Annotated in this window: 25 protein-coding genes; 13 read left to right on the plus strand and 12 right to left on the minus strand. The window is 67.3% G+C overall.

All coding sequences use genetic code 11. From position 1 onward, the window contains the following. Window positions 1–71 precede the first annotated feature (71 nt). The gene (locus AC0685_RS38230; RefSeq protein ID WP_478229955.1) at window positions 72–344 is read left to right on the plus strand and encodes a GlsB/YeaQ/YmgE family stress response membrane protein; all 273 of its coding nucleotides are present in this window, start codon (window positions 72–74) and stop codon (window positions 342–344) included. Window positions 345–372: 28 nt separating this feature from the next. On the opposite strand, the gene ypfJ is transcribed toward AC0685_RS38230, so the two are convergent. The 8 genes from ypfJ to AC0685_RS38270 all read right to left on the minus strand — a co-directional run bounded on the left by ypfJ (window position 373) and on the right by AC0685_RS38270 (window position 7,490). After that, window positions 373–1,269, minus strand: coding sequence for a KPN_02809 family neutral zinc metallopeptidase (gene ypfJ / locus AC0685_RS38235; protein WP_478229956.1), 897 nt, complete (start codon window positions 1,267–1,269; stop codon window positions 373–375). Window positions 1,270–1,394: 125 nt separating this feature from the next. Beyond that, complete coding sequence (locus tag AC0685_RS38240) at window positions 1,395–2,468, minus strand: HupE/UreJ family protein (RefSeq protein ID WP_478229957.1); 1,074 nt, start codon at window positions 2,466–2,468, stop codon at window positions 1,395–1,397. Between the two features lie 72 nt (window positions 2,469–2,540). Further along, window positions 2,541–3,089 carry a hypothetical protein gene (locus tag AC0685_RS38245; protein ID WP_478229958.1) on the minus strand — a complete coding sequence of 183 codons (549 nt, stop codon included), beginning with the start codon at window positions 3,087–3,089 and terminating at the stop codon, window positions 2,541–2,543. Between the two features lie 59 nt (window positions 3,090–3,148). Further along, window positions 3,149–3,517, minus strand: a complete 369-nt coding sequence (locus AC0685_RS38250) for a hypothetical protein (RefSeq protein WP_478229959.1) — start codon at window positions 3,515–3,517, stop codon at window positions 3,149–3,151. 203 nt (window positions 3,518–3,720) lie between these two features. After that, window positions 3,721–5,700 carry an APC family permease gene (locus AC0685_RS38255; protein WP_478229960.1) on the minus strand — a complete coding sequence of 660 codons (1,980 nt, stop codon included), beginning with the start codon at window positions 5,698–5,700 and terminating at the stop codon, window positions 3,721–3,723. A gap of 365 nt (window positions 5,701–6,065) precedes the next feature. Further along, complete coding sequence (locus AC0685_RS38260) at window positions 6,066–6,311, minus strand: hypothetical protein (RefSeq protein ID WP_478229961.1); 246 nt, start codon at window positions 6,309–6,311, stop codon at window positions 6,066–6,068. Window positions 6,312–6,403: 92 nt separating this feature from the next. Beyond that, window positions 6,404–7,039 (minus strand): HupE/UreJ family protein, encoded by a 636-nt coding sequence (locus tag AC0685_RS38265; RefSeq protein WP_478229962.1) that lies wholly within the window; start codon window positions 7,037–7,039, stop codon window positions 6,404–6,406. 100 nt (window positions 7,040–7,139) lie between these two features. After that, window positions 7,140–7,490 carry an ArsR/SmtB family transcription factor gene (locus tag AC0685_RS38270; protein ID WP_478229963.1) on the minus strand — a complete coding sequence of 117 codons (351 nt, stop codon included), beginning with the start codon at window positions 7,488–7,490 and terminating at the stop codon, window positions 7,140–7,142. Window positions 7,491–7,538: 48 nt separating this feature from the next. Between AC0685_RS38270 and AC0685_RS38275 the strand changes: the two genes are divergently transcribed. The 3 genes from AC0685_RS38275 to AC0685_RS38285 all read left to right on the plus strand — a co-directional run bounded on the left by AC0685_RS38275 (window position 7,539) and on the right by AC0685_RS38285 (window position 9,453). Beyond that, window positions 7,539–8,882 (plus strand): MFS transporter, encoded by a 1,344-nt coding sequence (locus AC0685_RS38275; protein ID WP_478229964.1) that lies wholly within the window; start codon window positions 7,539–7,541, stop codon window positions 8,880–8,882. A 165-nt stretch (window positions 8,883–9,047) separates the two neighbouring features. Further along, window positions 9,048–9,341, plus strand: coding sequence for an ion transporter (locus tag AC0685_RS38280; RefSeq protein WP_478229981.1), 294 nt, complete (start codon window positions 9,048–9,050; stop codon window positions 9,339–9,341). Then, the gene (locus AC0685_RS38285) at window positions 9,244–9,453 is read left to right on the plus strand and encodes a hypothetical protein (RefSeq protein ID WP_478229965.1); all 210 of its coding nucleotides are present in this window, start codon (window positions 9,244–9,246) and stop codon (window positions 9,451–9,453) included. Before AC0685_RS38280 ends, AC0685_RS38285 begins: the two co-directional genes overlap by 98 nt. Window positions 9,454–9,465: 12 nt before the next feature. On the opposite strand, the gene AC0685_RS38290 is transcribed toward AC0685_RS38285, so the two are convergent. Then, window positions 9,466–9,654, minus strand: a complete 189-nt coding sequence (locus AC0685_RS38290) for a hypothetical protein (protein ID WP_478229966.1) — start codon at window positions 9,652–9,654, stop codon at window positions 9,466–9,468. A 131-nt stretch (window positions 9,655–9,785) separates the two neighbouring features. Beyond that, a complete protein-coding gene (locus tag AC0685_RS38295; RefSeq protein WP_478229967.1) occupies window positions 9,786–10,346 on the minus strand; it encodes a CGNR zinc finger domain-containing protein in 561 nt (186 codons plus the stop codon). Window positions 10,347–10,449: 103 nt separating this feature from the next. Between AC0685_RS38295 and AC0685_RS38300 the strand changes: the two genes are divergently transcribed. After that, window positions 10,450–11,730 carry an MFS transporter gene (locus AC0685_RS38300; RefSeq protein ID WP_478229968.1) on the plus strand — a complete coding sequence of 427 codons (1,281 nt, stop codon included), beginning with the start codon at window positions 10,450–10,452 and terminating at the stop codon, window positions 11,728–11,730. On the opposite strand, the gene AC0685_RS38305 is transcribed toward AC0685_RS38300, so the two are convergent. Together AC0685_RS38305 and AC0685_RS38310 are read right to left on the minus strand one after the other, a co-directional pair. Then, window positions 11,645–12,403 carry an HAD-IC family P-type ATPase gene (locus AC0685_RS38305; protein WP_478229969.1) on the minus strand — a complete coding sequence of 253 codons (759 nt, stop codon included), beginning with the start codon at window positions 12,401–12,403 and terminating at the stop codon, window positions 11,645–11,647. The genes AC0685_RS38300 and AC0685_RS38305 overlap by 86 nt on opposite strands. A gap of 44 nt (window positions 12,404–12,447) precedes the next feature. Continuing rightward, the gene (locus tag AC0685_RS38310; protein ID WP_478229970.1) at window positions 12,448–13,641 is read right to left on the minus strand and encodes an HAD-IC family P-type ATPase; all 1,194 of its coding nucleotides are present in this window, start codon (window positions 13,639–13,641) and stop codon (window positions 12,448–12,450) included. 66 nt (window positions 13,642–13,707) lie between these two features. Between AC0685_RS38310 and AC0685_RS38315 the strand changes: the two genes are divergently transcribed. From AC0685_RS38315 to AC0685_RS38350, 8 genes are all read left to right on the plus strand, one after another. Continuing rightward, window positions 13,708–14,082: an ArsR/SmtB family transcription factor gene (locus tag AC0685_RS38315; protein WP_478229971.1), complete on the plus strand. Its 375-nt coding sequence runs from the start codon at window positions 13,708–13,710 to the stop codon at window positions 14,080–14,082. 10 nt (window positions 14,083–14,092) lie between these two features. After that, window positions 14,093–14,650, plus strand: a complete 558-nt coding sequence (locus AC0685_RS38320; protein ID WP_478229972.1) for a hypothetical protein — start codon at window positions 14,093–14,095, stop codon at window positions 14,648–14,650. A 151-nt stretch (window positions 14,651–14,801) separates the two neighbouring features. Next, on the plus strand, window positions 14,802–15,656 hold the full coding sequence (locus tag AC0685_RS38325; RefSeq protein ID WP_478229973.1) for a methyltransferase domain-containing protein: 855 nt from the start codon (window positions 14,802–14,804) through the stop codon (window positions 15,654–15,656). Window positions 15,657–16,503: 847 nt separating this feature from the next. Next, entirely contained in the window at window positions 16,504–17,313 is an 810-nt protein-coding gene (locus AC0685_RS38330; RefSeq protein ID WP_478229974.1) for a DUF2637 domain-containing protein, read from the plus strand. 1,252 nt (window positions 17,314–18,565) lie between these two features. Beyond that, on the plus strand, window positions 18,566–19,297 hold the full coding sequence (locus tag AC0685_RS38335; protein ID WP_478229975.1) for an NUDIX hydrolase: 732 nt from the start codon (window positions 18,566–18,568) through the stop codon (window positions 19,295–19,297). Beyond that, window positions 19,294–20,430, plus strand: coding sequence for a 5'-methylthioadenosine/S-adenosylhomocysteine nucleosidase family protein (locus AC0685_RS38340; protein WP_478229976.1), 1,137 nt, complete (start codon window positions 19,294–19,296; stop codon window positions 20,428–20,430). The genes AC0685_RS38335 and AC0685_RS38340 overlap by 4 nt, the downstream gene beginning before the upstream one ends. Before the next feature lie 50 nt (window positions 20,431–20,480). Beyond that, complete coding sequence (locus tag AC0685_RS38345; protein ID WP_478229977.1) at window positions 20,481–22,427, plus strand: hypothetical protein; 1,947 nt, start codon at window positions 20,481–20,483, stop codon at window positions 22,425–22,427. Window positions 22,428–22,661: 234 nt separating this feature from the next. Then, window positions 22,662–22,825: DUF2637 domain-containing protein (locus AC0685_RS38350; protein ID WP_478229982.1), on the plus strand; the 164-nt coding region annotated here is incomplete at its 3' end.

The raw sequence follows: 22,825 nt of genomic DNA on the forward strand, positions 1-22,825 counted from the left end.
CACCGGTTGGCACCCAAGCAGTGTTCTTCGTATCGTAAGTCTGTTCACCCGATCGACCACAAGGGGAAGCGATGTTCTGGACCATCCTGGGCTGGATCCTGTTCGGCCTGATCGCCGGTTTCATCGCGCGCGCCCTGGTGCCGGGCAAGGACGACATCGGCCTGCTCCGCACGATCGTCCTGGGCGTCGTCGGCTCCGTCGTGGGCGGCCTGCTGTTCGGCCTGCTCACTGTGGGCATCCGCGGCTTCCAGCCGGCCGGCTGGATCGGGTCGGTCATCGGCGCGATCATCGTCCTGGTCGTCTACAACAAAGTGACCGGCCGCAAGTCCCGCCCCCGCGCCTGACTGCACGAAGGCTCAGCCGACCTTCGTCTCATCCGAGGTCGCGGGTGCTGAAGGTGTCACAGCGCGCCGGGTCTCCGGTGGTGATGCCGGTGGTGAACCACTTCTCGCGCTGCTTCGAGCTGCCGTGGCTGAACTTCGACTGGTCCACCCTGCCGTTGCCCAGTTTGCGCTGGATGTAGTCGTCGCCGATGCGAGCGGCTGTGTCCAGGGCGCGGTCGATGTCGTCTTGGGTGATGTCGGCGACCAGCGGCTTGCCGTTCTCGGCCGGTGTGGTCGTCGCGTGCTTGGCCCACACGCCGGCGTAGCAGTCGGCCTGCAACTCCAGCCGCACCGAGTCCGAGGTTGGGCCGCTACGGCTGCGGACGCGATTCGACGTGCCGGTGAGGTTCTGCACGTGGTGGCCGTACTCATGGGCCAGCACGTAGGCCTCGGCGAACGGGCCGCCCTGTGCGCCGAAGCGCGAGCGCAGCTCCTGGAAGAACGCGAGGTCGATGTAGATCTCGGAGTCGGCAGGGCAATAGAACGGGCCGACGTCGGAGGAGGCGTTGCCGCAGGCAGTACGCACGCCGCCTCGGAAGAAGTTCGTGGTCGCCTTGCGGTAGGTCTGCCCGGATCGGGCGAACTGCGCGGTCCAGTAGTCCTGGATCGAGTTGATCACCGCGACCGTGGCGCAATCACGATTCCGGTTCGCGTCGGCGCCAGTACGGCACTCCGAGGAGAGCGAGGAGTTGTCGGTCTGCCGACCCGAATCGATTCCGGCCAGCCCAGGCCCGCTCGGCGACACGCCACCGAACTGCGAGAACAGGAAGTACACCACTAGGCCCAGCACGCCGAGCCCGCCACCGCCCATGGCCACCCGGCCACCGACACCACGCTGATCGTCGACCTCGGAGACGTCGAGACTCGCACCTTCATCGAATCGCACGCGTAGAAGCGTAGCGGTCGCAGGAAAGAATAGGCTCGGCCGAACGCGTGCCGACTTGGATGACCACCATGTGGCCAGCCGTGTCCGGATCGGATTTCCCCGCTCCGGACACGGCCTCGTTCGCGTTACCCCTGCGCCGGGCGGGACCGCGGATCCGCGAACCATTCCTTGGCGAAGTCCTTCAGCGCGGGAATGTCCACTGTGGAACAGGTGAGCGTGCTGAACGCGTTCCGCGCCACCACGGTGCCGGCCTGGACGGCCGAGCCGCCGACAACGCGGTTGCCCTCCGGCCCGGTGATGAACTGACGCAGGGCGGCGACCTGATCGACGGGAATCGTGGCCGCGTAGTGCACGATGACGTAGCCGTCACCCATGACATGGCCGAAGTCGTCGTCCGGCGTCTTCTCCGCCGGTTCGTAGAACTTCTTGTCCGGGTGCTGCCCGGCACCGTTCACCGGGAACCGGGTCGGGCCGGTGCTGCACGGCCCGGCCGCCTCCGCGTCGGGGCTGGTCGCCGAGGTGATGGTCAGCACGACGGCCGCGACCAGCCCGGCAGCGACCAGGCCCACGCTGGCCGCGCGGGACGTGGTGTTCTTGACCTTCTCCTGTTTGAGGAACCGGACCACGAGCAGCCCGAGCGCGGTGAGCACGCCGATCGCCAGCAACTGGCCGATCTCGACCCCGACGTTGAAGGCGATCACCCGCCACAGCAGGCCTTCCTCCGGCAAGCCGAGGTCCTGCAGCCGGGTCGAGAGTCCCAGCCCGTGCACGAGACCGAACCCGAGAACCGCGGCGGTGAACAGCTTCCAGTCCCGGGGCCTGCCGAACCAGCCGACCACCCCGACGAAGACCAGGCTCAGCGCGATGACGATGTCGACCACCGTCGCGTTCACCTGCCAGCCGGCCAGGGTCGCGATGATCAACGTCGTGCTGTGGCCGAGGACGAACACCGAGATCAGTTTCGCCGCCCGGCGCCATTCTCCCGCCAGCAGCACGATCCCGGCGATGAACAGCAGATGGTCCCAGCCGAGCAGCATGTGCTCGATACCGAGTGGGATGAACTCCCAGACGTTCTTGTCGGCGGCGGTGCCCCCGATACTGTGCGCCAGTGCCGGGGACGCCGTGACAAGCGACGCGCCCGCCACGACCCCCGCCAGCACCGCGCCACGACGGGCACGGAGCGGAAAATATGCAGACATGGAGGATTCCTGTTCCTGGATCGGGAAGAGCCGTCCTGGCCAGCCGGCCGGACGGTGTAGCGCTCGAACGAATCAGGAACCAGCGGGCGGACCGCGGCGCGTGCGACGCCGGGTCAGCAGAATCCGCAGACCGTGCCCGGGAACGACATCAGGGACGACCGGCACCCACAGCACCGGCCGCACCGGCGCCGAACAACGCGCGGCCACCACGATCGGCGACACCAACCGCAAGATCGCCGACGCCGCCGTGTCCGCCGAAGTGAGAAGAACGCCGGTGAGCAGGATCGCGAGCCCGTGCGCGACGAACATCGCCGAAGGATCTGTCTCGACCGCCGCTTGAGGATGATGGTCGGCGACGGGAGGCACGGAGAGGACGACGTGCATCGCCAGCTGCCCGACGGCCAGCACACCGGTCGTGGCGACCGGGCCACGTCCGCGGCCTGCCGTCGCGGTGGCGACCCAGCCGATCAAGACGGTCAGCAAGACCGTCAAGCCCGCGTCCGGGAACCCTCCCCCGGCCACCCCGTGCGCCGTGACCGCGAGCGCGGCCGACGCAGCCGCGAACCACGCACCACGTGCCAAGCGCAGCGCGCGAGGGCGACGGGAAGCGTGGCGGTCCATGGCGTGCAGCGTAAGGCACGGAGCCACCTCACCCGCAGAATGAGACCGCGGGCACCGAGTCAGTTCCCGCCGAGGATGCCGAGCACGGCCTTACGCGGCAGGGTCCGCGCGGCCGCGGCGAAGAAGGTGTTCCGCCGTCCAGAGATGACCGTGGGTCGTCGGCGCCGCCGCAGGGCGGCGAGAGCCGTTCGCACGACACGCTCCGGGGTCTGCACCAGACCGGCGGGGACGTCTCCGTGCGGCTGGGATTCGGTGGCCGTCACACCCGGACACAAGCCCATCACGTAGACCTCGCGGGCCCCGGCGATCACCTGGTAGCCGTGCGCTTCCAGCTGGCGGGCGAACTTCTTTCCGATCCGGCGGTCGCGCCGGTCCCACCGCTTACAGGAATGAGCAATCAAGGTGAATGGCCGACGCTGGTTCGCCATCGCTCGATCCTCGCGACGGACAGTGAGGCACCGACGCAATTAGTGAGCGGTTAGGCGCATCGATCACCGAAATTGTGGGCACCCTGAGGTCAGGTTGCCGGTCTGCCGCGGACGATCGGCATGTCAGGTCCCGTCGGTTGACTTACCAGCCGACGGGGCCGAAATTTCTGTCTATCTGGGACGATACAGGGGCGCCACTGTGATCAGCCGACGTGGATGCCGGGTCGCCGGGCCGGGTCGCGTTCGCTGGTGCGGATGATCTCGCGGACCACCGGGGCGGTGTCGCCGTGGCCGAGGATCAGGTAGCGGAACAGATGCCCGAGCGGGTTGCCCTCGCTCCACTCGAAGTGGCATTGGGGACGCACGCCGGTGGTGTCCCGCAAGGCGAGCAGGATGGCGGCGATCGCGTTCGGCACGGCGGGGCTTTCCGCCCGCAGGACCCGGAAACCGTCGACCTCGACACCGCGGATCTTCAGCACGTCGCTGAAGCCGGACGGGTCGATGACGTCGATTTCGAGGAACAGGACGTCGGCGGCGCCCGGCACCGGGTTCAGGCCGCGCTGCTCGGCCTCCTTCGCCCGGTATTCGTCGGCGTCGCCGGCCTGGCGGCGGTTCGCGATGATGGTCAGCGCGCCGTCGTGGGCGATCGACTCGGTGATGAACCGGCGCGCGGGCTCGTCGAACTCGATGTGGTCCACCCGCAGTTCGGTGGTCCGAGTGACCCGCGAAACCAAGGACACGGCGATGATCCCGAAAATGAAGAACGCGGAAATCGTGAGCCCGTCCGGCTTCTCGATGACGTTCTCCACCAGCGCGTAGAGCAGGATCAGGGTCAGGACGGCGAACGCGACTGCGGCCTTGCGCTGACGCCGTTTCGCCGCGGAGATGGCCACCGCGACCGAGGCGGACACCATCATCGCGAGGATCCCGGTGGCGTACGCGCCGGCTTGGGCGTTGACGTCGGCGTTGAAGATGATCGTGACGAGAATGCAGATCGCGGTGTAGACCAGCACGACCGGCCGGACGGCCCGGGCCCACTCCGGGGCCATCCCGTAGGCGGGCAGGTACCGGGGGACGATGTTGATCAGCCCGGCCATGGCCGACGCCCCGGCGAACCACAGGATCAGGATGCTGCTGATGTCATAGGCGGTGCCGACCCACTCGCCCATCAGTCCGTGCGCCAGGTACGCCAAGGCGCGGCCGTTCGCCTCGCCGCCCGGCTGGAACTTCTCGGCCGGGATCAGGACCGTGGTGACGAAACTGGTCGCGATCAGATACACCGACATGATCAGCGCGGCGGCGGTGAGCAGCTTGCGGGTGTTGCGGATCCGGTTCGCCAGCCGCTGCCCGGCGTTCTCACCCTTCGCCGCCACCAGCGGCATCATGCTCACCCCGGTCTCGAACCCGGACAGGCCGAGCACCAGCAACGGGAACGCCAGGACCGCCGGCCCGACGACACCGCCGAACCCGCCACCACCGGAGGTCAGCGCGTCCAGCCAGCGGTCCAGGGCCGCGGGCTCGGCGAGCACCTCACCGATCCCGGCGACCACGACCACCGCGTTCAACACCAGGAAGATCGCCACCAGCGGGATCGCGACCCCGACCGCCTCACTGAACCCGAGCAGGAACACCCCGCCCAGGATCAGCAGCAGGATCACCGTGATCAGCACCGCGTGCCCGTGCAGGAACGACGGCACGTTCGGATTCTCCAGCGCGTGCACCGTGGCATCCGCCGAGGACAGCGTGATCGTGATGATCCACGATGTCGCGACGAAACCCAGCAACATCAGGACGAAGAGTTTGCCGCGCCAGAACGGCAGCAGGTTTTCGAGCATCGCGACCGACCCCTGGCCGTGCGGGCTCTCCTTCGCCACCCGCCGGTACATCGGCAGCATGCCGAGCAAGGTGAGCGCGACGATCAGCAACGTCGCCAGCGGCGAGAGCGCGCCGGCCGCCAACGCCGCGATACCGGGCAGATACGACAGGGTGGAGAAGTAGTCCACGCCGGTGAGGCACATGACCTTCCACCACGACTGCGGGGTGGCGTGCTCCTCGTTGCTTTCCGGCCCCACCGGCTGAACCCGGTGCTCCATCAGCCACCGGCCGACCTTGCCGGACGGCGCCGCCTGCCGGACCGGGCTGTCCACCCGCTCCGGAACAGCGAATTCCCCTACCTCGGTCATGCCGTGCCTCTCCCCCGACGATCGTGCGCGCGCTACAGCATGCCCGATTCGTCCAGCGAGGCTCATCCGGCACACCGCCGCCGTCTCGGGCCGAAGGCGGCCAGCGCCACAGTGTGCCGCCCTCGGAGCTGATGGCTCAGGAAATCCGAGTGAGGGGAGCAGATCCTGCGCTTCCCGGCCAGACAAGCGACCACACCGCAGCAGGATCCGCCTCACGGGACTATGCGCGCGAGTGGCGGCCAGGTAAATGCGGAACACCGACCACCGCCGACAAGCCGCCGCGCGGGACCGTCGTCGGCTCGCGAAGAGCAGGACTTCGATCCCGACACCCGCCCTAGATGTTCCCGTTCTTTGCGGATGCGGTCCTAGCCCTTCTGCCATTCAGTGGTCTGTAGTGAGTCAAATGCCCGTACCATCGCCAGCTGGGCCACCGCCAGAATGCCGACCGTCGCGCTCACTCCGCGGCCGCGGTCCGCCGCCGCGGTGGCGACCCAGCCGATCAGCGCGGTCAGCAGCAGCGTCAAACCCGTGTCGGGGACACCACCGCCGGCCAGGCCGTGCGCCACCACCGCCAGCACGGCCGAGGCCGTCGCCAAGCAGCCCCCGCGCACCACTCGCAGCACCCGGGGGGCGGCGAGAGGCACGGCGGTTCATGGGCGCAGCCTAAGCCACGGCGGGGCCATCACCACAGTGCGAGAATCACTCATAGCGAAGCCGTAGAGACGAGGGCCAGCACCGTAGCCGTGACCAGCCCGGCAACGACGAGGCCGCCGTGGGCAGCGCGAGTGATCAGATCCTTGACGTTGTCCCGCTTCACCAACCGGACCACGAGTACGCCACTCCCCGCGATCACCGCGATCGCCAGCAATTGCCCGATCTCGATACCGACGTTGAACGCGATCACCCGCCAGATCAGGCCGTTCTCCGGCAGGCCGAGGATCTGCAAACGGGTAGCGAGCCCCAGGCCGTGCACCAGTCCGAAGGCCAGAACAGCAGCGGCGAAGACCCTCCAGTCGCGGGGCCTGCCGAACCAGCCGACCACCCCGACGAACACCAGGCTCAACGCGATGACGATATCGACCAGATCCGCGTCGAACTGCCAGCCGGCCAGTGTCGCGACGATCAGCGTCGTGCTGTGCCCGAGCACGAACACCGAGATGAGCTTCGCCGCCCGGCGCCACTCACCGGCCAGCAGCACGATCCCGGCGACGAACAGCAGATGGTCCCAGCCGAGCAGCATGTGCTCGATCCCGAGCGGGACAAATTCCCAGACGCCCTTGGCCGCGTGATCATCACCGATCCCGTGTGCCAGCGCCGGGGAGGCAGGAGCGAGCGTCATGGTCGCCACGGCCCCACTGACCAAGGGGCCACGGGCGCGCCGAAGAGTATCTGAAGACATGAGCGATTCCTGTTCCTGAAGCGAAAATCCGCCCTACCGCTCAGTCGTGGTCGGGGATGCCGTGGATGTGGTGATCGGCTGCGTTCATGACCTCGACCAGGAGACGGCGGACATGCCCACCGCGGGCGCGGTAGAGGATCCGGCGGCCATCGCGACGCTGGCTGACCAATCCGGCGAGTTTGAGCTTGGCCAGGTGCTGTGACACCGCCGGGCGGGCGATGGCGACCGCCGCGGCCAGCGACGCCACGTCGTACTCGTCGCCGCTGAGCAGCCACAGCATCCGCATCCGCGTCGGATCGGCCAGCATCCGCAGCGACGTGGACGCGGCATCGACCTGGTCGCCCGGCGGAAGCACAGACCACTGATCATCGGATTTGTCATGTGCGTACATGAGCACCTATCATGGCAGAGAGTTCACTTATGGCGGGAGAGGTGAAGCGTGTCGCTGTTCGGGCATCGGGACTACCGGCATCTGTTCGGCGCACAACTGGTCGCCTTGTTCGGCACCGGCTTGACGACCGTAGCGCTCGGCCTGCTGGCCTACGACCTGGCGGGCGCGAACGCCGGTGCCGTCCTGGGTACCGCGCTGGCGATCAAGATGATCACCTACGTCACCGTCGCCCCGCTCGCGGGCGCCTACGCCGACCGGGTGCCGAGGCGCCTGTTCCTCGTCAGCCTCGATGCGGTTCGCGCCCTGGTGGTGCTGGCGCTGCCCTTTGTGGACCAGGTGTGGCAGATCTACGTCCTGATCGTCGTCCTGCAATCCGCGTCGGCCTCGTTCACCCCGACCTTCCAGGCCGTCCTGCCCGACATCCTGCCCGATGAACGTGACTACACGAAGGCGTTGTCACTGTCGCAGCTGGCGTCGACGATGGAGAGCCTCCTGAGCCCGCTGCTGGCTGCCGCGGTGCTCAGCCTGGTGTCGTTCCACTGGCTGTTCACCGGCACGTCGGTCGGTTTCGTGGCCTCGGCGGTACTGGTGCTGAGTACCCGGATTCCGGACGCGACCCGTAGTGATCGCGGCGGAGTCTGGGATCGAACCCTGGCGGGGATCCGGGTCTTCGCCGCGACGCCGCGCTTGCGTGGAACGCTGGGCCTGGATCTGGTGGTCGCCGCCGTCGGGTCCGTGGTCATGGTCAACACGGTCAACTACGTCCAGGACACCCTCGGCCGTTCGCAGGCCGACGTCGCGCTTCTGCTGGCGGGCAACGGCATCGGCACGATCCTCGTCGCACTCCTGCTTCCCCGTGTGCTGGACCGGATTCCGGAACGCACGGTCATGCTCACCGGTGGCGGCGTCCTGCTTTCCGGAATGGCAGGCGCGATCGCACTGTCCACAGTGGACAGCGGCGGCTGGCGCTGGACCGCGGCGCTGGCGGTATGGGCAGCCGTCGGACTCGGCACCGGACTGGTCCTCACGCCCGTGGGACGAGTGTTGCGCCGCTCCAGCCACGCGAGCGACCGGCCCGCGATCTTCGCCGCCCAATTCTCACTGTCGCACGCCTGCTGGCTGCTCGCCTACCCGATCGCCGGCTGGCTCGCCACAGCGGCCGGGTTCACCACGACCTGGATCGTGCTCGGCGTCCTCGGCCTCGCCGGATTCGCCCTGGCGGCCAAGTCGTGGCCACGCCGGGACCCGCACTTCCTGGAACACACCCACCACCACGACACCGACTCCGCCCACCTCAGCGACGCCGAGGAGGTCGGCGACGGACTTTGGCAGCACAGCCACGAATTCGTCATCGACCGCGATCACCGACGCTGGCCCGCGGACGCTCGCTGACTCACTCCTCCATCGCGGGAGCGGTCGCGACGACGTAGTGCAGCCAGCCGACGTCGCCCTCCGCCTCCACAACGAAACCCGCGGCGCGCACCATCTCGGCCCAGCCTGGCCCGTCGAGTCGTCCAGCATCCGCGGCCCGGGACAGCAGCCCAGCTGATCGCGAGGATCTACGCGCACGGTCTCCGGTTCTTCCGGGATCCGTGGGACTGGTTCGACACGGTGATCGTGGTGATCGCGCTCCTGCCGACCTCGGGAGCCTTCTCGGTGTTGCGGGCGCTGAGGATCCTCCGCGCGCTGCGGCTGATCTCGATTGTGCCGAGCATGCGCCGGGTCGTTTCCGCTCTTCTTCACCCTCTACATCGTGGTGACCACGTTCACCGTGCTCAACCTGTTCATCGCGGTCGCGGTCAGCGCGATGCAGGCACAAACGTCGCCCGACGAGGCCCCGCGGCAGGATGAGGATCAGGCGGCCACGCTGGCGACGGTTCTCGTCGAGCTACGCGAATTGCGCGCATTGCACGAGGCGTCTCAGCGAGAAGACGCCCCGGACAAGGCTGCTGCCACTTCCTGAAGTCCGCCGGTGTCAGGCGGCCTCGGCCAGGGGCGGCGCGGTACAGCAGGCGCCCGTGAAGCAGCCGAAAACGACGTCACTGGACTGGTTGGCCCAGTTGTCGAAGCGATCGATCACGAGGTCCGGCTCACTGGCGGTGGCGAGGCCGATTCCCCGGCACGCGAAGAGTGCCCGGACGTTGGCGCTGGCGGTGGTGTTCATGTGTTCCCCCACGCTGTGTCGGTGTCGGACCGGTTCCTCGATCCTGCGCCGAAGGGCTCAAACCAACCAGTACCAGGCCTCATAGCCCGGCTGTGTCTTTCACCTAGTCCGAACGGATCAGTGCTCCGCAGTCACTGCGACTCCTTGCCGCGCGCCCGGAACGCCGCCGCCTTCACGCGATTCTGGCAAGCCGTCGAGCAGAACCGGCGAGTGCCGTTGTGCGAGGTGTCGACGTAGACCCGGTCGCAGCGGACCGCCGTGCACACGCCGAGCCTGTCGCGTCCCGCGCCGCCCAGGACCACGGCGAGTGCGGCCGCGCAGGCGCCGCTCCATTCCGCGGCCACTCCCCCGCGTTGCCCGGCGAAGTGCAGATGCGGCCACGGCTGGCCCTCATGAGTGACGAGCCGCGGTTCCGTCCTCGTCTCGGCGAGCAACTCGTTGATCCGCGAGGTGGCCGTGGCCGGCTCGCCGGCCGAGACCGCCTCGAACACGTCACGAAGCCGGACAGCCATATCAGCGAGCCCTCTGGCCTCCGCGGCACTGACCAGGGAAAGCGTTTCGAACATCTCACTGGCCGAACGCAGCGCCCCGGTCGCCGCCTCCCGCATTGCGGCGCCGACGGGAGGCGAGAGGTCGCGGCCACGTTCCTGGCCGCCGGTGAGGCCGTTCACCAACAGTACGGCGGTCCTCACCGGCCCGTCGTAGTAACTGTCAAAATTCATTTGACCAGTCATGCCTTCCTGTTAGCCTGTCACTGTCATCAGCATAAATGACAGTGATATCGGCGGTGTCGGCATGCGCGAGACCAGTCAGGCGACAGGGCATCGCGGCTTTCGTCTTCTCTGGCTGGGAGAAACGAGCAGCAAGCTCGGCAGTTCGGTGTCCACCGTGGTGCTGCCACTGATCGCGATCACGACGCTCGGCGCGGGTCCGTTCGTCGTCGGCGCGCTCACCGCCGCCGCCTACTTGCCCTGGCTGCTGCTCAGCCTTCCGGCCGGGGTGTGGGTGGACCGGTTACGCCGTCGGCCGATCATGCTCGGCTGCGACGCGGTGTCGCTGCTGCTGTTGGCCAGCATTCCCGTTTCCGCGGCATTCGACGCACTCAGCGTTGCCCATCTGCTTGTCGTGGCGTTTCTGGGCGGGGCGTCGACCGTGCTGTTCGTGACCGCGTACCGGGCCTACGTCCCCGCCCTGGTCCCCGCGGCGAACCTGGTCGACGTCAACTCGAAACTCCAGGGCGGCGAACAAGCCGCCCAGATCGCCGGCCGCGGCCTCGGCGGGCTGCTGGCCCAGGTACTCGGACCTCCGATCGCCGTGCTCGCGGACGCGCTCAGCTTCGCCGTCTCCGCGCTGTGCCTGCTCCGCATCCGCGTGCAGGAACCGCGACCACGTAGCGTTGAGTCCGGCCAGGGCATGCTGTCGCAGATCCGCGCCGGGCTTCGATTCACGCTTCACGACCCCTATCTACGAACGCTGAGTTTGTTCAGCGCCACCGGAAACGTCGCCTACACCGGCTTGCAGACTCTGCAGATCACGTTCCTGGTCCAGGACGTCGCTCTCGCACCGGGAATGGTCGGCCTCGTGGTCGCCGCCACCAGCGTCGGCGGTGTCCTCGGCGCCGTCGCCGCGCCCGTCACCGCGGACCGTCTCGGCACTGCCCGTGCGATCCAAGTCTGGGCAGCGGGAACGGCGCCGTTCTCTATTCTGATTCCGCTGACCACCGCCGGGGCCGGGCTCATCCCGATGGTCATCGGGGTGTCGATACTGGGCGCCGGTCTGGTCGCCATCACCGTGATCGTGATCGCCTTCCGGCAGGCCTACTGCCCGCCCGCACTGCTCGGTCGGGTCAGCGCCAGCATGCAATTCCTCAACTACGCCACCATCCCCCTGGGCACACTCGCCGCGGGAACTCTCGGTTCCCTACTCGGAAACCGTCCAGCGCTCTGGATCATCGCCGCGCTTTTCGGGCTCTACGGCGTGGTCCCGCTTCTCAGCACACTCCGGCATTCCCGGGATCTCCCGGCGGCCCCACCGCCCGATCCCACGCGACCCGGCGAAGAAGCCGAAGCCCGTTGAGTCCGACCAGGACGGTGGATCCTTCGCGCCCGGCGACGGCGAGCGGCAGCGGCAGTGTGCCGAAGAGATCCCACGCCACCAGAACGCCGATGAAGGTGGCGGCGATGACCAGGTTCGCAATGACCAGCCGTCGTGCGCGCCCGGCCAGACCGAGAACAGCGGGAATCGCGGTCAGCTCGTCGCGGGTGACGACCGCGTCGGCGGTGTCCAAGGCCAAGTCGCTTCCGGAACGCCCCATCGCGATGCCCATGTGCGCCGCGGCCAGCGCGGGTGCGTCGTTGACGCCGTCGCCGACCAGGACCACGTTGGCGCCGCGCGATTCGAGCTCGCGCACCGCGGCGACCTTGTCCTGGGGCAGCAGGCCGGCGCGAACCTCGGTGATGCCGACTTCCGCGGCGAGGCGGGTGGCGGCGCGAAGGTTGTCGCCGGTGAGCAGCACCGGTTCAGTGCCGGTGAGAGCGGTGAGCCGCCTGATCGTCGACGCGGCGCCGGGACGCAGCCGGTCCGAGAGGCCCAAGATCCTGGCCGGGTTGTCGTCGACGAGTACGACGACGGCGGTGTACCCGACCTCCTCCAGCTCGGTCACCGCGGCAAGGGCTTCGCCTTGGGCGTCGACCAGCAGCCGGAGCGGACTGCCGACCTCGATCACACGGCCGTCGACACGAGCGGTCACACCTCGCCCCGGCGTCGAGCTGAACGTCTCCGCCGGACGTGGAGCTATCCCGGCGTCCCGAGCCGCGGCCACGACGGCGCGTGCCTAGGGGTGTTCAGAGGCGTACTCCGCCGCGGCGGCCAGTGCGAGCAGGTCCTCTCCGGTGAAGCCGACGCCGGGCAAGGTACGGATCTCGGCGACGCGCGGATCGCCTTCGGCGAGTGTGCCGGTCTTGTCGAAGGCCACCTGGGTGGCGGTGCCGAGTTGTTCGAGGACCACCGCGGATTGACCAGCACACCGTGTTTCCCGGCGTTCGCGATCACCGACAGCAGCGGGGGCATCGTGGCCAGGACCACGGCGCACGGTGACGCGACGATCATGTAGGTCATGGCCCGCAACAGGGTGGACTCGAAGGCGGCCCCGGACAGCAACGGGATGACGAACAGCGCCACCGTGGCCGCGACCATGCCGATCGAGTAGCGCTGCTCGATCTTCTCGATGAACAACTGCGTGCGGGCTTTCGTGACACTGGCCTCGGCGACCATCGCGACGATCCGCGCGATCACCGTGTCCTGCGCGGGCCTGGTGATCCGCACCCGCAGCATGCCGGTGCCGTTGAGCGTGCCGGCGAACACCTCGTCGCCGACGGTCTTGTCGACCGGCAACGGTTCGCCGGTGATGGTGGCCTGGTCGACCTCACCGGCACCGGCGACGACCTCGCCGTCACCGCCGATCCGCTCGCCAGGGCGGACCACGATCAAGTCACCCACGCGCACGGCCGACGCGAGAACGGTTTCCTCACCGGATGCGGTGAGGCGGGTGACCTGCTCAGGAGCCAGGTCGAGCAGCCCCCTTACGGAGTCCTCGGTGCGTTTGGTCGCGAGTGCTTCCAGCGCACCGGAAAGGGCGAAGAGGACGATGAGGAGACCGCCGTCGAAGACCTGGCCGATCGCGGCCGCGCCGATCGCCGCGAGCACCATCAGCAGGTCGACGTCGAGCTTTCGCTCCCACAGGGCCCGCAGCCCGGCCCACCCCGGTTCCCATCCTCCGGTCACATAGCAGGCCAGATACAGCGCCCACCACAACCACGACGGGCCCTCGGCGACCTGCACCACCGAACCCAGTGCGAACAGTGCCGTCGCCGCGGCCGCCCACCGCACCTCCGGCACCACCCAGATCCCCGCCCGCCGCTTCCCGTCCCGAACGCCACTGGCCGGGGTGTGGGTCGCGTTCTCGGGTGCTCGCAGTTCCGCAGTCACGAAAGCATCTTATATGCGCACTCACGCAGATACGCAAGTACGTGGGTAGGTGGGTATGCTGTCGCCATGCACACGTCGCTGCCGGATTTCGAGATGCCCAACGACGAGCAAGTACACCTGGCCGCAGAGTCCTTCCGGATGCTGGCCGATCCGACGCGGATCAAGGTCCTGTGGGCACTGCTGCAAGGCGAGTCGTCGGTCGCCTGCCTCGCCGAACTCGCCGGTGCCGCCCCGACCGCGGTCAGCCAGCACCTGGCCAAGCTCCGGCTGGCCGGGCTGGTCAAGGGCCGCCGCGAAGGCACCTTCGTCTACTACTCGGCCGCGAACGATCACGTGGGGCGACTACTCAAGCAAGCCCTGTTCCACGCGGACCACCTCGACGACGGGGTTTCCGGGAACGAGTCACCTTCGGAGGAACCGATCAAGTCGCGCAGCCTCTAGGCTTGCGTGCGTGACGCGAGACACGGAGGGGACACCGAGCGCGGTTCGCGCCGCCCGAAGCGTCATGCTGGCCGCCGTGTCCGCGTCTCTCGGCATCGCGGCTCACGTCCTGGGCGGCGGCGTGCTACCCGACGTCGGGATGACCGTGGCGATCGGCGGGCTCATCGGCTGGGCAGGTACCGCCATCGCCGACCGCTACCGCGGATCCCTCGCCGCCATCGGCGCGCTGGCCGCCACCCAGCTCATCCTGCACGCCGTCCTCCTTCTCCCGACACATCTCACGCACCGGCACCTCGACGCGTCCTTCGCCGCGCTCGACCCGCTGCCCGTGCTCGAAATACACGCGGTGGCCGTCGTGCTCCTCGGGCTGCTGCTGACGCGCGCCGACACCGCACTGCTCGCCGTCCGCGGTCTCGTGTGGCGAACCCTTGGCTGGCTGCCGTCGACGACCACGGCGTCCCATCCCCCGTTGTGGTCACCGCTCCCCCAGACGGCCAGGCAAGACGTCGCGACCGAGATTCTGCTGCGCCGTTCTCGACCACGCCGCGGGCCACCCGCCCTGCGCTGACGTTCACGAATCACTCGCCGCGCTGGCTTGAGCGCGGCGGAATTCACCGCGCCTCGCGGAATCCTGGGATCGCCGACCGGTTGACCTCACCCGGACTTCTCCGGGCCTGAACCGGTCCCCGTTCTGGGCACGAACCAGCGAAAGGGCACGCATGTCCGACAGGACCAGCCTCGTCGACGCCGTCAGAAGACGCCTTCCCGACGCACTCTCCCGCAGCAAACGCTTCGCCATCACCGTCGAAGACCACCTGCAGCGCGCACTGGCCACGGCGGGATTCCACCAGCCGGACTCGAGCATCTCCGCGGACGCGCAGGACTACTGGCAACGCCCGTCCGGAGACCGCTGGTCGGCCAACTCCCACTGGCGCGACTCGCCGGCGTTCCACGACAACGATCTGTGGGACCGGATCGGCCGGGAACACCTCGCCCTGTTCGAATCCGGAGCCCGCATGGCCGGGTTCGCCCGCCCCTGGAATCGGATCGTCGAATGGGGATGCGGCGGTGGCGCCAACGCCGCGGCCTTCGCCGTCCACGCCAAGGAATTCATCGGCGTCGACATCTCCCCCGAGTCCCTCACCGAGTGCGGCAAGCAGATCGCGAACGTCTGCGACACCCCCTTCACACCGGTCCCCATCAGCGTCCCGGACCCCGAAGCAGCCCTCGGGCAGATCGACGGACTATGCGACGTCTTCCTGTCCTTCTACGTCTTCGAACTGATCCCCAGCCCCGAATACGGTGAACGACTCCTGCACATCGCCCGGGACCTGCTCGCCCCCGGCGGCCTGGCGCTGATCCAGATCAAATACGACACCGGAACCTGGCACACCAGACCACGCCGTCGTTCCTACCGCCGCGGACTCGCGCACATGACGACCTACCCGATCGAGAGGTTCTGGCAGCTCGCCGAACATTGCGGCCTCACTCCGCACGCCGTCCACCTCGTTCCCCGGAACGAACTCGACGAACGCTACGCCTACTTTTTTCTTTCCAAGCGGCCATCTGCCTGACAGGCGATAGCACTTTCAGGGCAAGAGGAGTTGCTGTGACGCTCTTCGGCACCAGCATGCCGGTGTCACTCTGGACACCGGCCCTGCTGGTCGTCGGCGCCCTGATCAGTGTGCCACTGGCCCCGAAGCTGGCCGCCCTTACCGGATGGCATCGGAAATACCTGCTGACGACACTCTTGCTACTCACCTGCGTACTCGCGCTCAGCCTCACACCCGGCGCAGAGTCCCGGCGAGGCAAGTTTCATCCCTGCCTGTCAGGGAACTCCGAGGACCTGGTCCACGGGACTCCACACTCGACACCAGGCGTGGCCGGACTACTCCTCAACGCACTTCTTCTCGCACCCGCCGCCTGCTTCATGCTTCTGGCGAGCAGACACACGATCCCTTCACCCAAGGCCTCAGACAGCGCTACAACGAGGTCTTCAACGAGCGTAAAACACTCCTCGACGCGCTAAGCCGAATCACTGACGGCGCGGACGCCCCAGGCCCATCGAACCTGGACCAAGCGAACCTGCTGGACGCCTTGCCCTTCCTGAAGGCCAACCTGCGCCACGCCCCAGCCGACCTGCTTCACCGCCTGCTAGACCTGACACAACTCACGATCAAAGTCCACTACAAGACCGACCAAGCGACCATCACGGCCACGCTCCCCGGAGACCGGGACTTGATATCCGCCATCAGCGACGCCGCGTCGCAACACCAATGCCCAGGCCAAGCCCAATGTGCATCCTGCGAGTGCCCCCGGCGCGGCTCGAACAGCATCTACACGGGATCAAGCCCCTCGTGAACTGCGGATCTCAGCTACGACCGTGATCGAGCGGCACCGCCGCAAGGCCCGGTGACCGCTATGACCACCACGAACGGAGCAACATCATCCCGACCGTGGCGCGAACCGGCTCTGGCAGTGCAGTGCGGCTGCACCGCCCTGGTCGCCCTCGGCGCCGCCTATGCCTCCTACCGCCACGGACGAGACTTCGCCCTCCACTTCGGCGCCGACCACACCACCGCCTCCATCTGGCCACTCATCGTCGACGGCCTCCTCATGATCGCCACCGTCGAACTCTGGAAACCCGCCGACGCTGACCGAACACGAGGCCGCTGGACCGCGTGGCTGGCGTTCATCTTCGGAATCTCACTCTCACTCTGCGCCAACATCGGCTCCACACCAGACCTGAGCATCTTCGGCGTGACCGTCGCCGCCTGCCCTCCCCTAGCCCTCCTGTTAGCCGTCGAACTGCTCAACCGAGCACTCAAGCGACACAGGGCTGAGACAGCCCACCTCCGTGAAAGTCATGGTGACGAACGGCTGGATCCACCTAGCGACTCCGCAGTTGGTCAACCGGCCCCGGCAGGCAAGCAGGTGCCAGCCGTCGAGCAAACCGCTGAAGAACGCATGTGGGCCTACTACCTCGCCGAACAAGCCGAAGGACGCATACCCACCGGCGCCGACCTCGACCGGATCGCCGGCACCCACAACTACGGCCGCCGCATCCTCAGAAAATGGCGGAAACAAGGAGCCCTATCACACACGGCTCCGCCAGAACACGAACCAGACTCCCCAGATGAAACACCGCCGATACCCCAAGCGACGACACCTCAGAACCAGCGACCGCACACAGACCCTACGGAAGCAAGGTTAATCGGATCGATACCTTGAAACGGATCTCCACCGCTCACGGAAGGCCTGGGCGTGGCAGCCAAACCAAACGAAGTCCACCACTATGATCTTCAAAGCACCAGGTCAGCAAGTGTCGTCCCCGCGCAGGCGGGGCTGGTCCGCCCCACAGCACCACGTTCACCGCGCAGCACGCGTCGTCCCCGCGCAGGCGGGGCTGGTCCGTGGACGCGCGGGATGCTCGAGCGTCCCGGCGGGTCGTCCCCGCGCAGGCGGGGCTGGTCCCTCGGCGATCTTGGCTCGTAGCTGGTCGGTCATGTCGTCCCCGCGCAGGCGGGGCTGGTCCGCAGTGGCTCCGCCGTCCTCGCCGCGGCTCAGGTTGTCCCCGCGCAGGCGGGGCTGGTCCCATCGTCACCGGCAGCGGCGTGCAGGAACTCATGGTCGTCCCCGCGCAGGCGGGGCTGGTCCCGCGGGCCCTCGGTGAGCGCATCGGCCTGGTGGGTCGTCCCCTCGCAGGCGGGGCTGGTCCCGCCGCAGCATCCGCAGTCGTCCGCTTGCCTTCGTCGTCCCCGCGCAGGCGGGGCTGGTCCGCAGGCGACGACGTCTCCGGCCTGTGTTGTGACATCGTCCCCGCGCAGGCGGGACCAGTCCCAACTCGCGGACGTGACAGTTCACCTCCGGTAAGTCTTCCCCGCGCGAGCGGGGCTGGTCCCGTCGTGAGCGGCCCGGCCGTCGAGGCATGAACTTGCAACCATTCGCGCTTGCAAGCCTCTGCTCTGCGACCTTCCACCACTCTGACGTTCAACCGCTTCCGACGACGCCGCGGTGAGGATGCGGCATGATCCAGCCCGCCCACCGGGACCTGGCTCCCTAAGTCCAGTACTGCTGCACCGGCCTCGGTTGCCCTCGGCGCTGCCTACCTCCCCGCTTTCACTGACGTCAGTTCACACTCCGGTTCGGCGCCGAGACAATGGCCGCTCCATCTGACCGCTCATCCTCGATGACCTCCTGCCCCCGCGACCGTTGAGCTCTGGAAGTCCTCGCGCGACGACTCGAGCCGACGGCCAGCGCGGTCGGCATTCATCCTCGGCATTCCGCAGTAACTCTGCGCGAACATCGCTTCAGCACCCGCAACCAGTGCGGAATGAGCAACATACGGCGCGGCGGCGTTTGAGGAGAACAAAACCGGCGGACACGAACGCCACTGTCACAAGAGCCCTTCGACACGCTCCCGATCACAGACCACCCGAACGCCATATTTACTGTCTATCTGACAGTAAGTACGGTCAGGGACATGCCGGATGACGACTGGACTCCCCCGCCGGTGCTGCTGGCCGTGGACCTGGTGATCTTCACCCTGCGCGAGTCGGCACTCCACGTGTTGCTCGTCGAACGGGGCATCGAACCTTTCCAGGGTTCATGGGCGCTGCCGGGCGGCTTCTTGGACAACGACCGGGAGGACGTACTCGCCGCAGCCCATCGCGAGCTACGGGAGGAGGCGAATCTCGATGCGTCGCAACTGCATTTAGAGCAACTGGGTGCCTACGGAACACCGGACCGAGATCCCCGCGGACGTGTGATCTCGGTGGCCTACTTGGCCATCGCTCCCGGTCTCCCGGAACCACTGGCAGGCACTGACGCCGCACACGCGGCGTGGACGCCGGTGCCGGACATCCTGCGCGGGCGGGTTCGGCTGGCGTTCGACCACGACGAGATCCTCGGTGACGGCCTGGAGCGAGCGCGGTCGAAGCTCGAACACTCGGCGCTGGCAACGGCTTTCTGCCAGAAGACTTTCACCATCAACGAACTGCAGCAGGTATACGAGGCCGTGTGGGGCTGCCCGCTCGATCTGCGGAACTTCTACCGGAAGGTTCAGGCCGTCACCGGCTTCATCGTGCCCGCCGGCGCCGAACGCCGCACCGGCAAAGGCCGTCCCGCCCGGCTGTTCAAGGCCGGTGATCGCACGACACTTCACCCGCCGCTGGTACGACCCACCACGGCGACGACACGAGAGGGGAACCCATGACCGACGACCTGGTGGTGATGCTGACCGCCTTGAATCCCGAGTACGAGGCGGTCCGGAACCGGCTCGAAAACTTGCAACCGGACCGGCACGATCGCGGTACCCGTTTCGAGGTCGGCACCGTTCGCGGTACATCGTGCCGCGTCGCGCTCGGCCTCACCGGCAAGGGCAACCACTCGGCCGCGGTACTGGCCGAACGCGCCATCTCGCACTTCTCCCCGACCGCACTGATGTTCGTCGGTGTCGCCGGTGCCCTGTGGGGCACCCCGCTCGGCGACGTCGTCTTCGCGACTCACGTCTACGCCTACCACGGCGGAACCAGCGAGGACGACGGCCTCAAAGCCCGCCCCAGGACCTGGGAAACCTCGCACGAAGTGGCCCAGATCGCGCAGCACGTCGCACGCATCGACGACTGGACGCGAGACCTCCCCGACGGCACGAACGCCCATTTCGGCCTCATCGCCGCCGGTGAGATCGTGCAGAACTCGACCATTTCCGCCGAGGCGCGATGGATTCGCGACCACTTCAACGACGCGCTCGCGATCGAGATGGAAGCCGCAGGCGTCGCGCAGGCCGGTCACCTCAACGGCGCCCACGTCGCAATCGTGCGCGGCATCAGTGACCAGGCCGACGGAACGAAGAACTCCGCCGCAGACCGGAACTGGCAACCACGGGCCGCCGCGAACGCCGCGACGTTCGCGACCCACCTCGCCACCGAGCTACTCAAAGAAGGGGAACACGTCACCATGCGGAACTCGAACGCCTCGGACGGGCCGCGTACTGTCCACATCAGTGGGACCGGCACGGTCGGGATGCAGGCCGGGACCATCTCCGGAAGCACCGTCGTGCAGAACGTCTCCTCCCGTTTCGAGGGCGCCCCGGATTTCGCGACCGAGTTGTCACGCCTACGCCGCGATCTCGAACGGGAGCACTCGCGCGGACAGCTCGACGACGACACCTACGAAGCCGCCCGCGGTGAACTCGACATCGCGGACAAGGCGATCGCGTCCGACACGCCGGAGGGCAGGAAGACCTTCGTGCTGGCACTCAAGCGGCTCGGTGGGCTGATCGCGGAACTCGTCGGCCCCGCGGCGAAAATCGCCGCACTCGTGGCGGCGGCGAAGGGGCTCTTGTGATCCCACCGAATCAATCCACGTTCACAGCTGAAACCGGATCGACGGTCGGCATGCAGGCCGGCGAAATCCACAACTCGACGGTCTATCAAGTCCTACCCGACGCTCCACCCGAGGAAAAGTACAAGGTCGGCATCGCGTATCTGCGGGACGGCGTCCCGACCCGCGCTCGCGCACTCATCGACGAAGCACGCGCCCACGGATACGACAACGCCGAAGTCCGGTTCCACTGGGTACTCGCGATGCTCAGCAAACGCTCCTACCGAGACCTTGACCCGGACGAGCGACAGCGCCTGGCATCCGAAGTGCACTGGTGCGACGACCTCCCAGGCGACGAGTGGACGCGCTCGCTCTCGGCAGTACACGATCTGCTCGACTACCTCATCGGCACCGACAAAGATCCCGAGCACGCGCTCACGCAGCTGGCCGGCTTGCCGGCACCGCAACGCGGGCAGGTTATCCACCACCTGGACCTAATACTCACTGGCGGCCTGAAAGACCGGTTCTGGGCCGATATCCGTCGGCACGCGAAAGAAACCCGCACAAGCCACGACCGGCAGAACCGCGTCTGGGCCTACTTCGAGCCATCCCCGATCGGCCCGCGGACCCGACAGCCGACACCCGCCACGAGCACGACGCGCTTTCGCGTCCGAGCCGGATTCGCCACAGTAGCGGCTGTCCTCGGCGCCGCCTACCTGGCCAAAGCGGTCTTCTTGACCGCACTACCGCTGCCGATAGTGGCGTATCTGCTCGCGATCGCCGCAGCGAGTTTCGCGATCCGGAGCGGATTCCAGTGGCGCTATCTCAGTGAGCGCCTCGCCGAGCACGAACGGCGATACGCGGGCCGGAGCGGGACCACGGAAACCACGGACCAGGGCTTCGCCGCCAGCGTGACCCAGCAATTCGAGTACTACTTCAACCGGTACCCACCCAGGGGCATGGATCGCACGCACTGGATGAGGACAACCGCCGGTATCCGATCGTGGTTACGCAACGAGATCGTCGATCTCTACCGCGAAAGCCGGGTCCCCGCCGGCCGGGTCAAGTGGCTCGTCCGCTTTCTCGCGCGGGATGTGCGCGACAAGTGGCACAAGGGTGAGCTGTTCGAGTACCGCGAAAGGTACCAGGTCGCCGTCTCCACCAAGATCCTCTGCACACTGTCCACAATGGCCTTTCTCGGCCTCGCCTCCTACACCGTCTCGGCGGCGCTCGAAACCGAACTCCTGGCCACCGTGGCCGCGACTCTTGTCATGCTCCTCGGAGCGGCGTACGCACTCCGCGGCTGGTCTGACCTCATCGGCGAACGCCGGCGAGCCGCGGAAGACCAGCTCGAACACCAGCGGGTGCATAAGGCACGTCAGGACGAGTACCAGCGTTGGAAGGACAAACTGGACGCGATCCGGCCATCGGAAACCGAGATGGAGACCTGGCTGACCGCCGACAAGACGATCGTCGTCGAACGGGCACTGCACCACTACCGCCTCGCTTGGCGTGACGTGCTCACCCACGCAGTCCTTCAGACCCCGGTCAAGGACAGCAAACACGCGCGAGTCCGCGGTGGCCCGCGACGATACGCGAAGTACGACATCCGCCTCTTCCTCATCACCCTCGACGGCGTGCGTGAGCTGGGCACCTCGATCGACTTCGAGCACATGACCCTCACCGACATCGAACGCAACAACTTCCGCTTCGACGCCGTCTCCTCGGTCTACGTAGCCACACCGACCGACCTCAGCTGCGACCTCGAACTCACCCTCATGAACGGCGAACCCCGCGGCATCCACATCACCGACCCCACCAGCGACCAGACCGCCCCCGATGAAAGCCCGGACGTCGTCGCACAGATGAACCTCGACGTCACCGGGTTCACCCACACCCTGCACATCCTGGAAGGCATCGCCGCCGAAGGAAAACGGTGGATCGAACGCGACCCATACCTCACCAAGCCCGTCGAAGGGCTCGCGAACGAGCTCAACCGCCCCGAACCCGTCGAGCGCTGACAGCGCGAAAGCCACCGAAGGCGCTACCGGATCCCGCGAAGCAAGGAACAGAATCACCGGCACCTTGTCGGCTCCGAAAATAGCAAAAGCGCCGATCCGATCGATCGACGCTTTTTGCGCGTACCCCTGACGAGGTACAGACAGGAACCACGCGTCCTCTCAGCCCTCTGAGCTGCGACTTTCCGCCACCTTGAGGATTAACCGGCTCCGCCGAGACCGCGGTGGAGCCGCGTCATGAACAGCGTCCGCCGAGACCTCTCCCTCTGGATTCAATGCGGCTGTACTGCCTTGGTCGCGCTCGGAGCGGCCTACGCCTCCTACATCCACGGACGCCAGTTCGCCCTCCGCTTCGGCGCCGACACGATGACCGCCTCCATCTGGCCCCTCATCGTCGACGG

Source organism: Amycolatopsis sp. NPDC043889, from assembly GCF_056435645.1.

Excerpts from the sequence above, each read along its gene's own strand:
- AC0685_RS38230 (WP_478229955.1), top strand. The coding sequence starts at position 72 with ATGTTCTGGACCATCCTGGGCTGGATCCTGTTCGGCCTGATCGCCGGT.
- AC0685_RS38240 (WP_478229957.1), bottom strand. The coding sequence starts at position 2,468 with ATGTCTGCATATTTTCCGCTCCGTGCCCGTCGTGGCGCGGTGCTGGCG.
- AC0685_RS38245 (WP_478229958.1), bottom strand. The coding sequence starts at position 3,089 with ATGGACCGCCACGCTTCCCGTCGCCCTCGCGCGCTGCGCTTGGCACGT.
- AC0685_RS38250 (WP_478229959.1), bottom strand. The coding sequence starts at position 3,517 with ATGGCGAACCAGCGTCGGCCATTCACCTTGATTGCTCATTCCTGTAAG.
- AC0685_RS38255 (WP_478229960.1), bottom strand. The coding sequence starts at position 5,700 with ATGACCGAGGTAGGGGAATTCGCTGTTCCGGAGCGGGTGGACAGCCCG.
- AC0685_RS38265 (WP_478229962.1), bottom strand. The coding sequence starts at position 7,039 with ATGACGCTCGCTCCTGCCTCCCCGGCGCTGGCACACGGGATCGGTGAT.
- AC0685_RS38270 (WP_478229963.1), bottom strand. The coding sequence starts at position 7,490 with ATGTACGCACATGACAAATCCGATGATCAGTGGTCTGTGCTTCCGCCG.
- AC0685_RS38290 (WP_478229966.1), bottom strand. The coding sequence starts at position 9,654 with ATGAACACCACCGCCAGCGCCAACGTCCGGGCACTCTTCGCGTGCCGG.
- AC0685_RS38300 (WP_478229968.1), top strand. The coding sequence starts at position 10,450 with ATGCGCGAGACCAGTCAGGCGACAGGGCATCGCGGCTTTCGTCTTCTC.
- AC0685_RS38315 (WP_478229971.1), top strand. The coding sequence starts at position 13,708 with ATGCACACGTCGCTGCCGGATTTCGAGATGCCCAACGACGAGCAAGTA.
- AC0685_RS38325 (WP_478229973.1), top strand. The coding sequence starts at position 14,802 with ATGTCCGACAGGACCAGCCTCGTCGACGCCGTCAGAAGACGCCTTCCC.
- AC0685_RS38330 (WP_478229974.1), top strand. The coding sequence starts at position 16,504 with ATGACCACCACGAACGGAGCAACATCATCCCGACCGTGGCGCGAACCG.
- AC0685_RS38335 (WP_478229975.1), top strand. The coding sequence starts at position 18,566 with ATGCCGGATGACGACTGGACTCCCCCGCCGGTGCTGCTGGCCGTGGAC.
- AC0685_RS38340 (WP_478229976.1), top strand. The coding sequence starts at position 19,294 with ATGACCGACGACCTGGTGGTGATGCTGACCGCCTTGAATCCCGAGTAC.
- AC0685_RS38345 (WP_478229977.1), top strand. The coding sequence starts at position 20,481 with ATGCAGGCCGGCGAAATCCACAACTCGACGGTCTATCAAGTCCTACCC.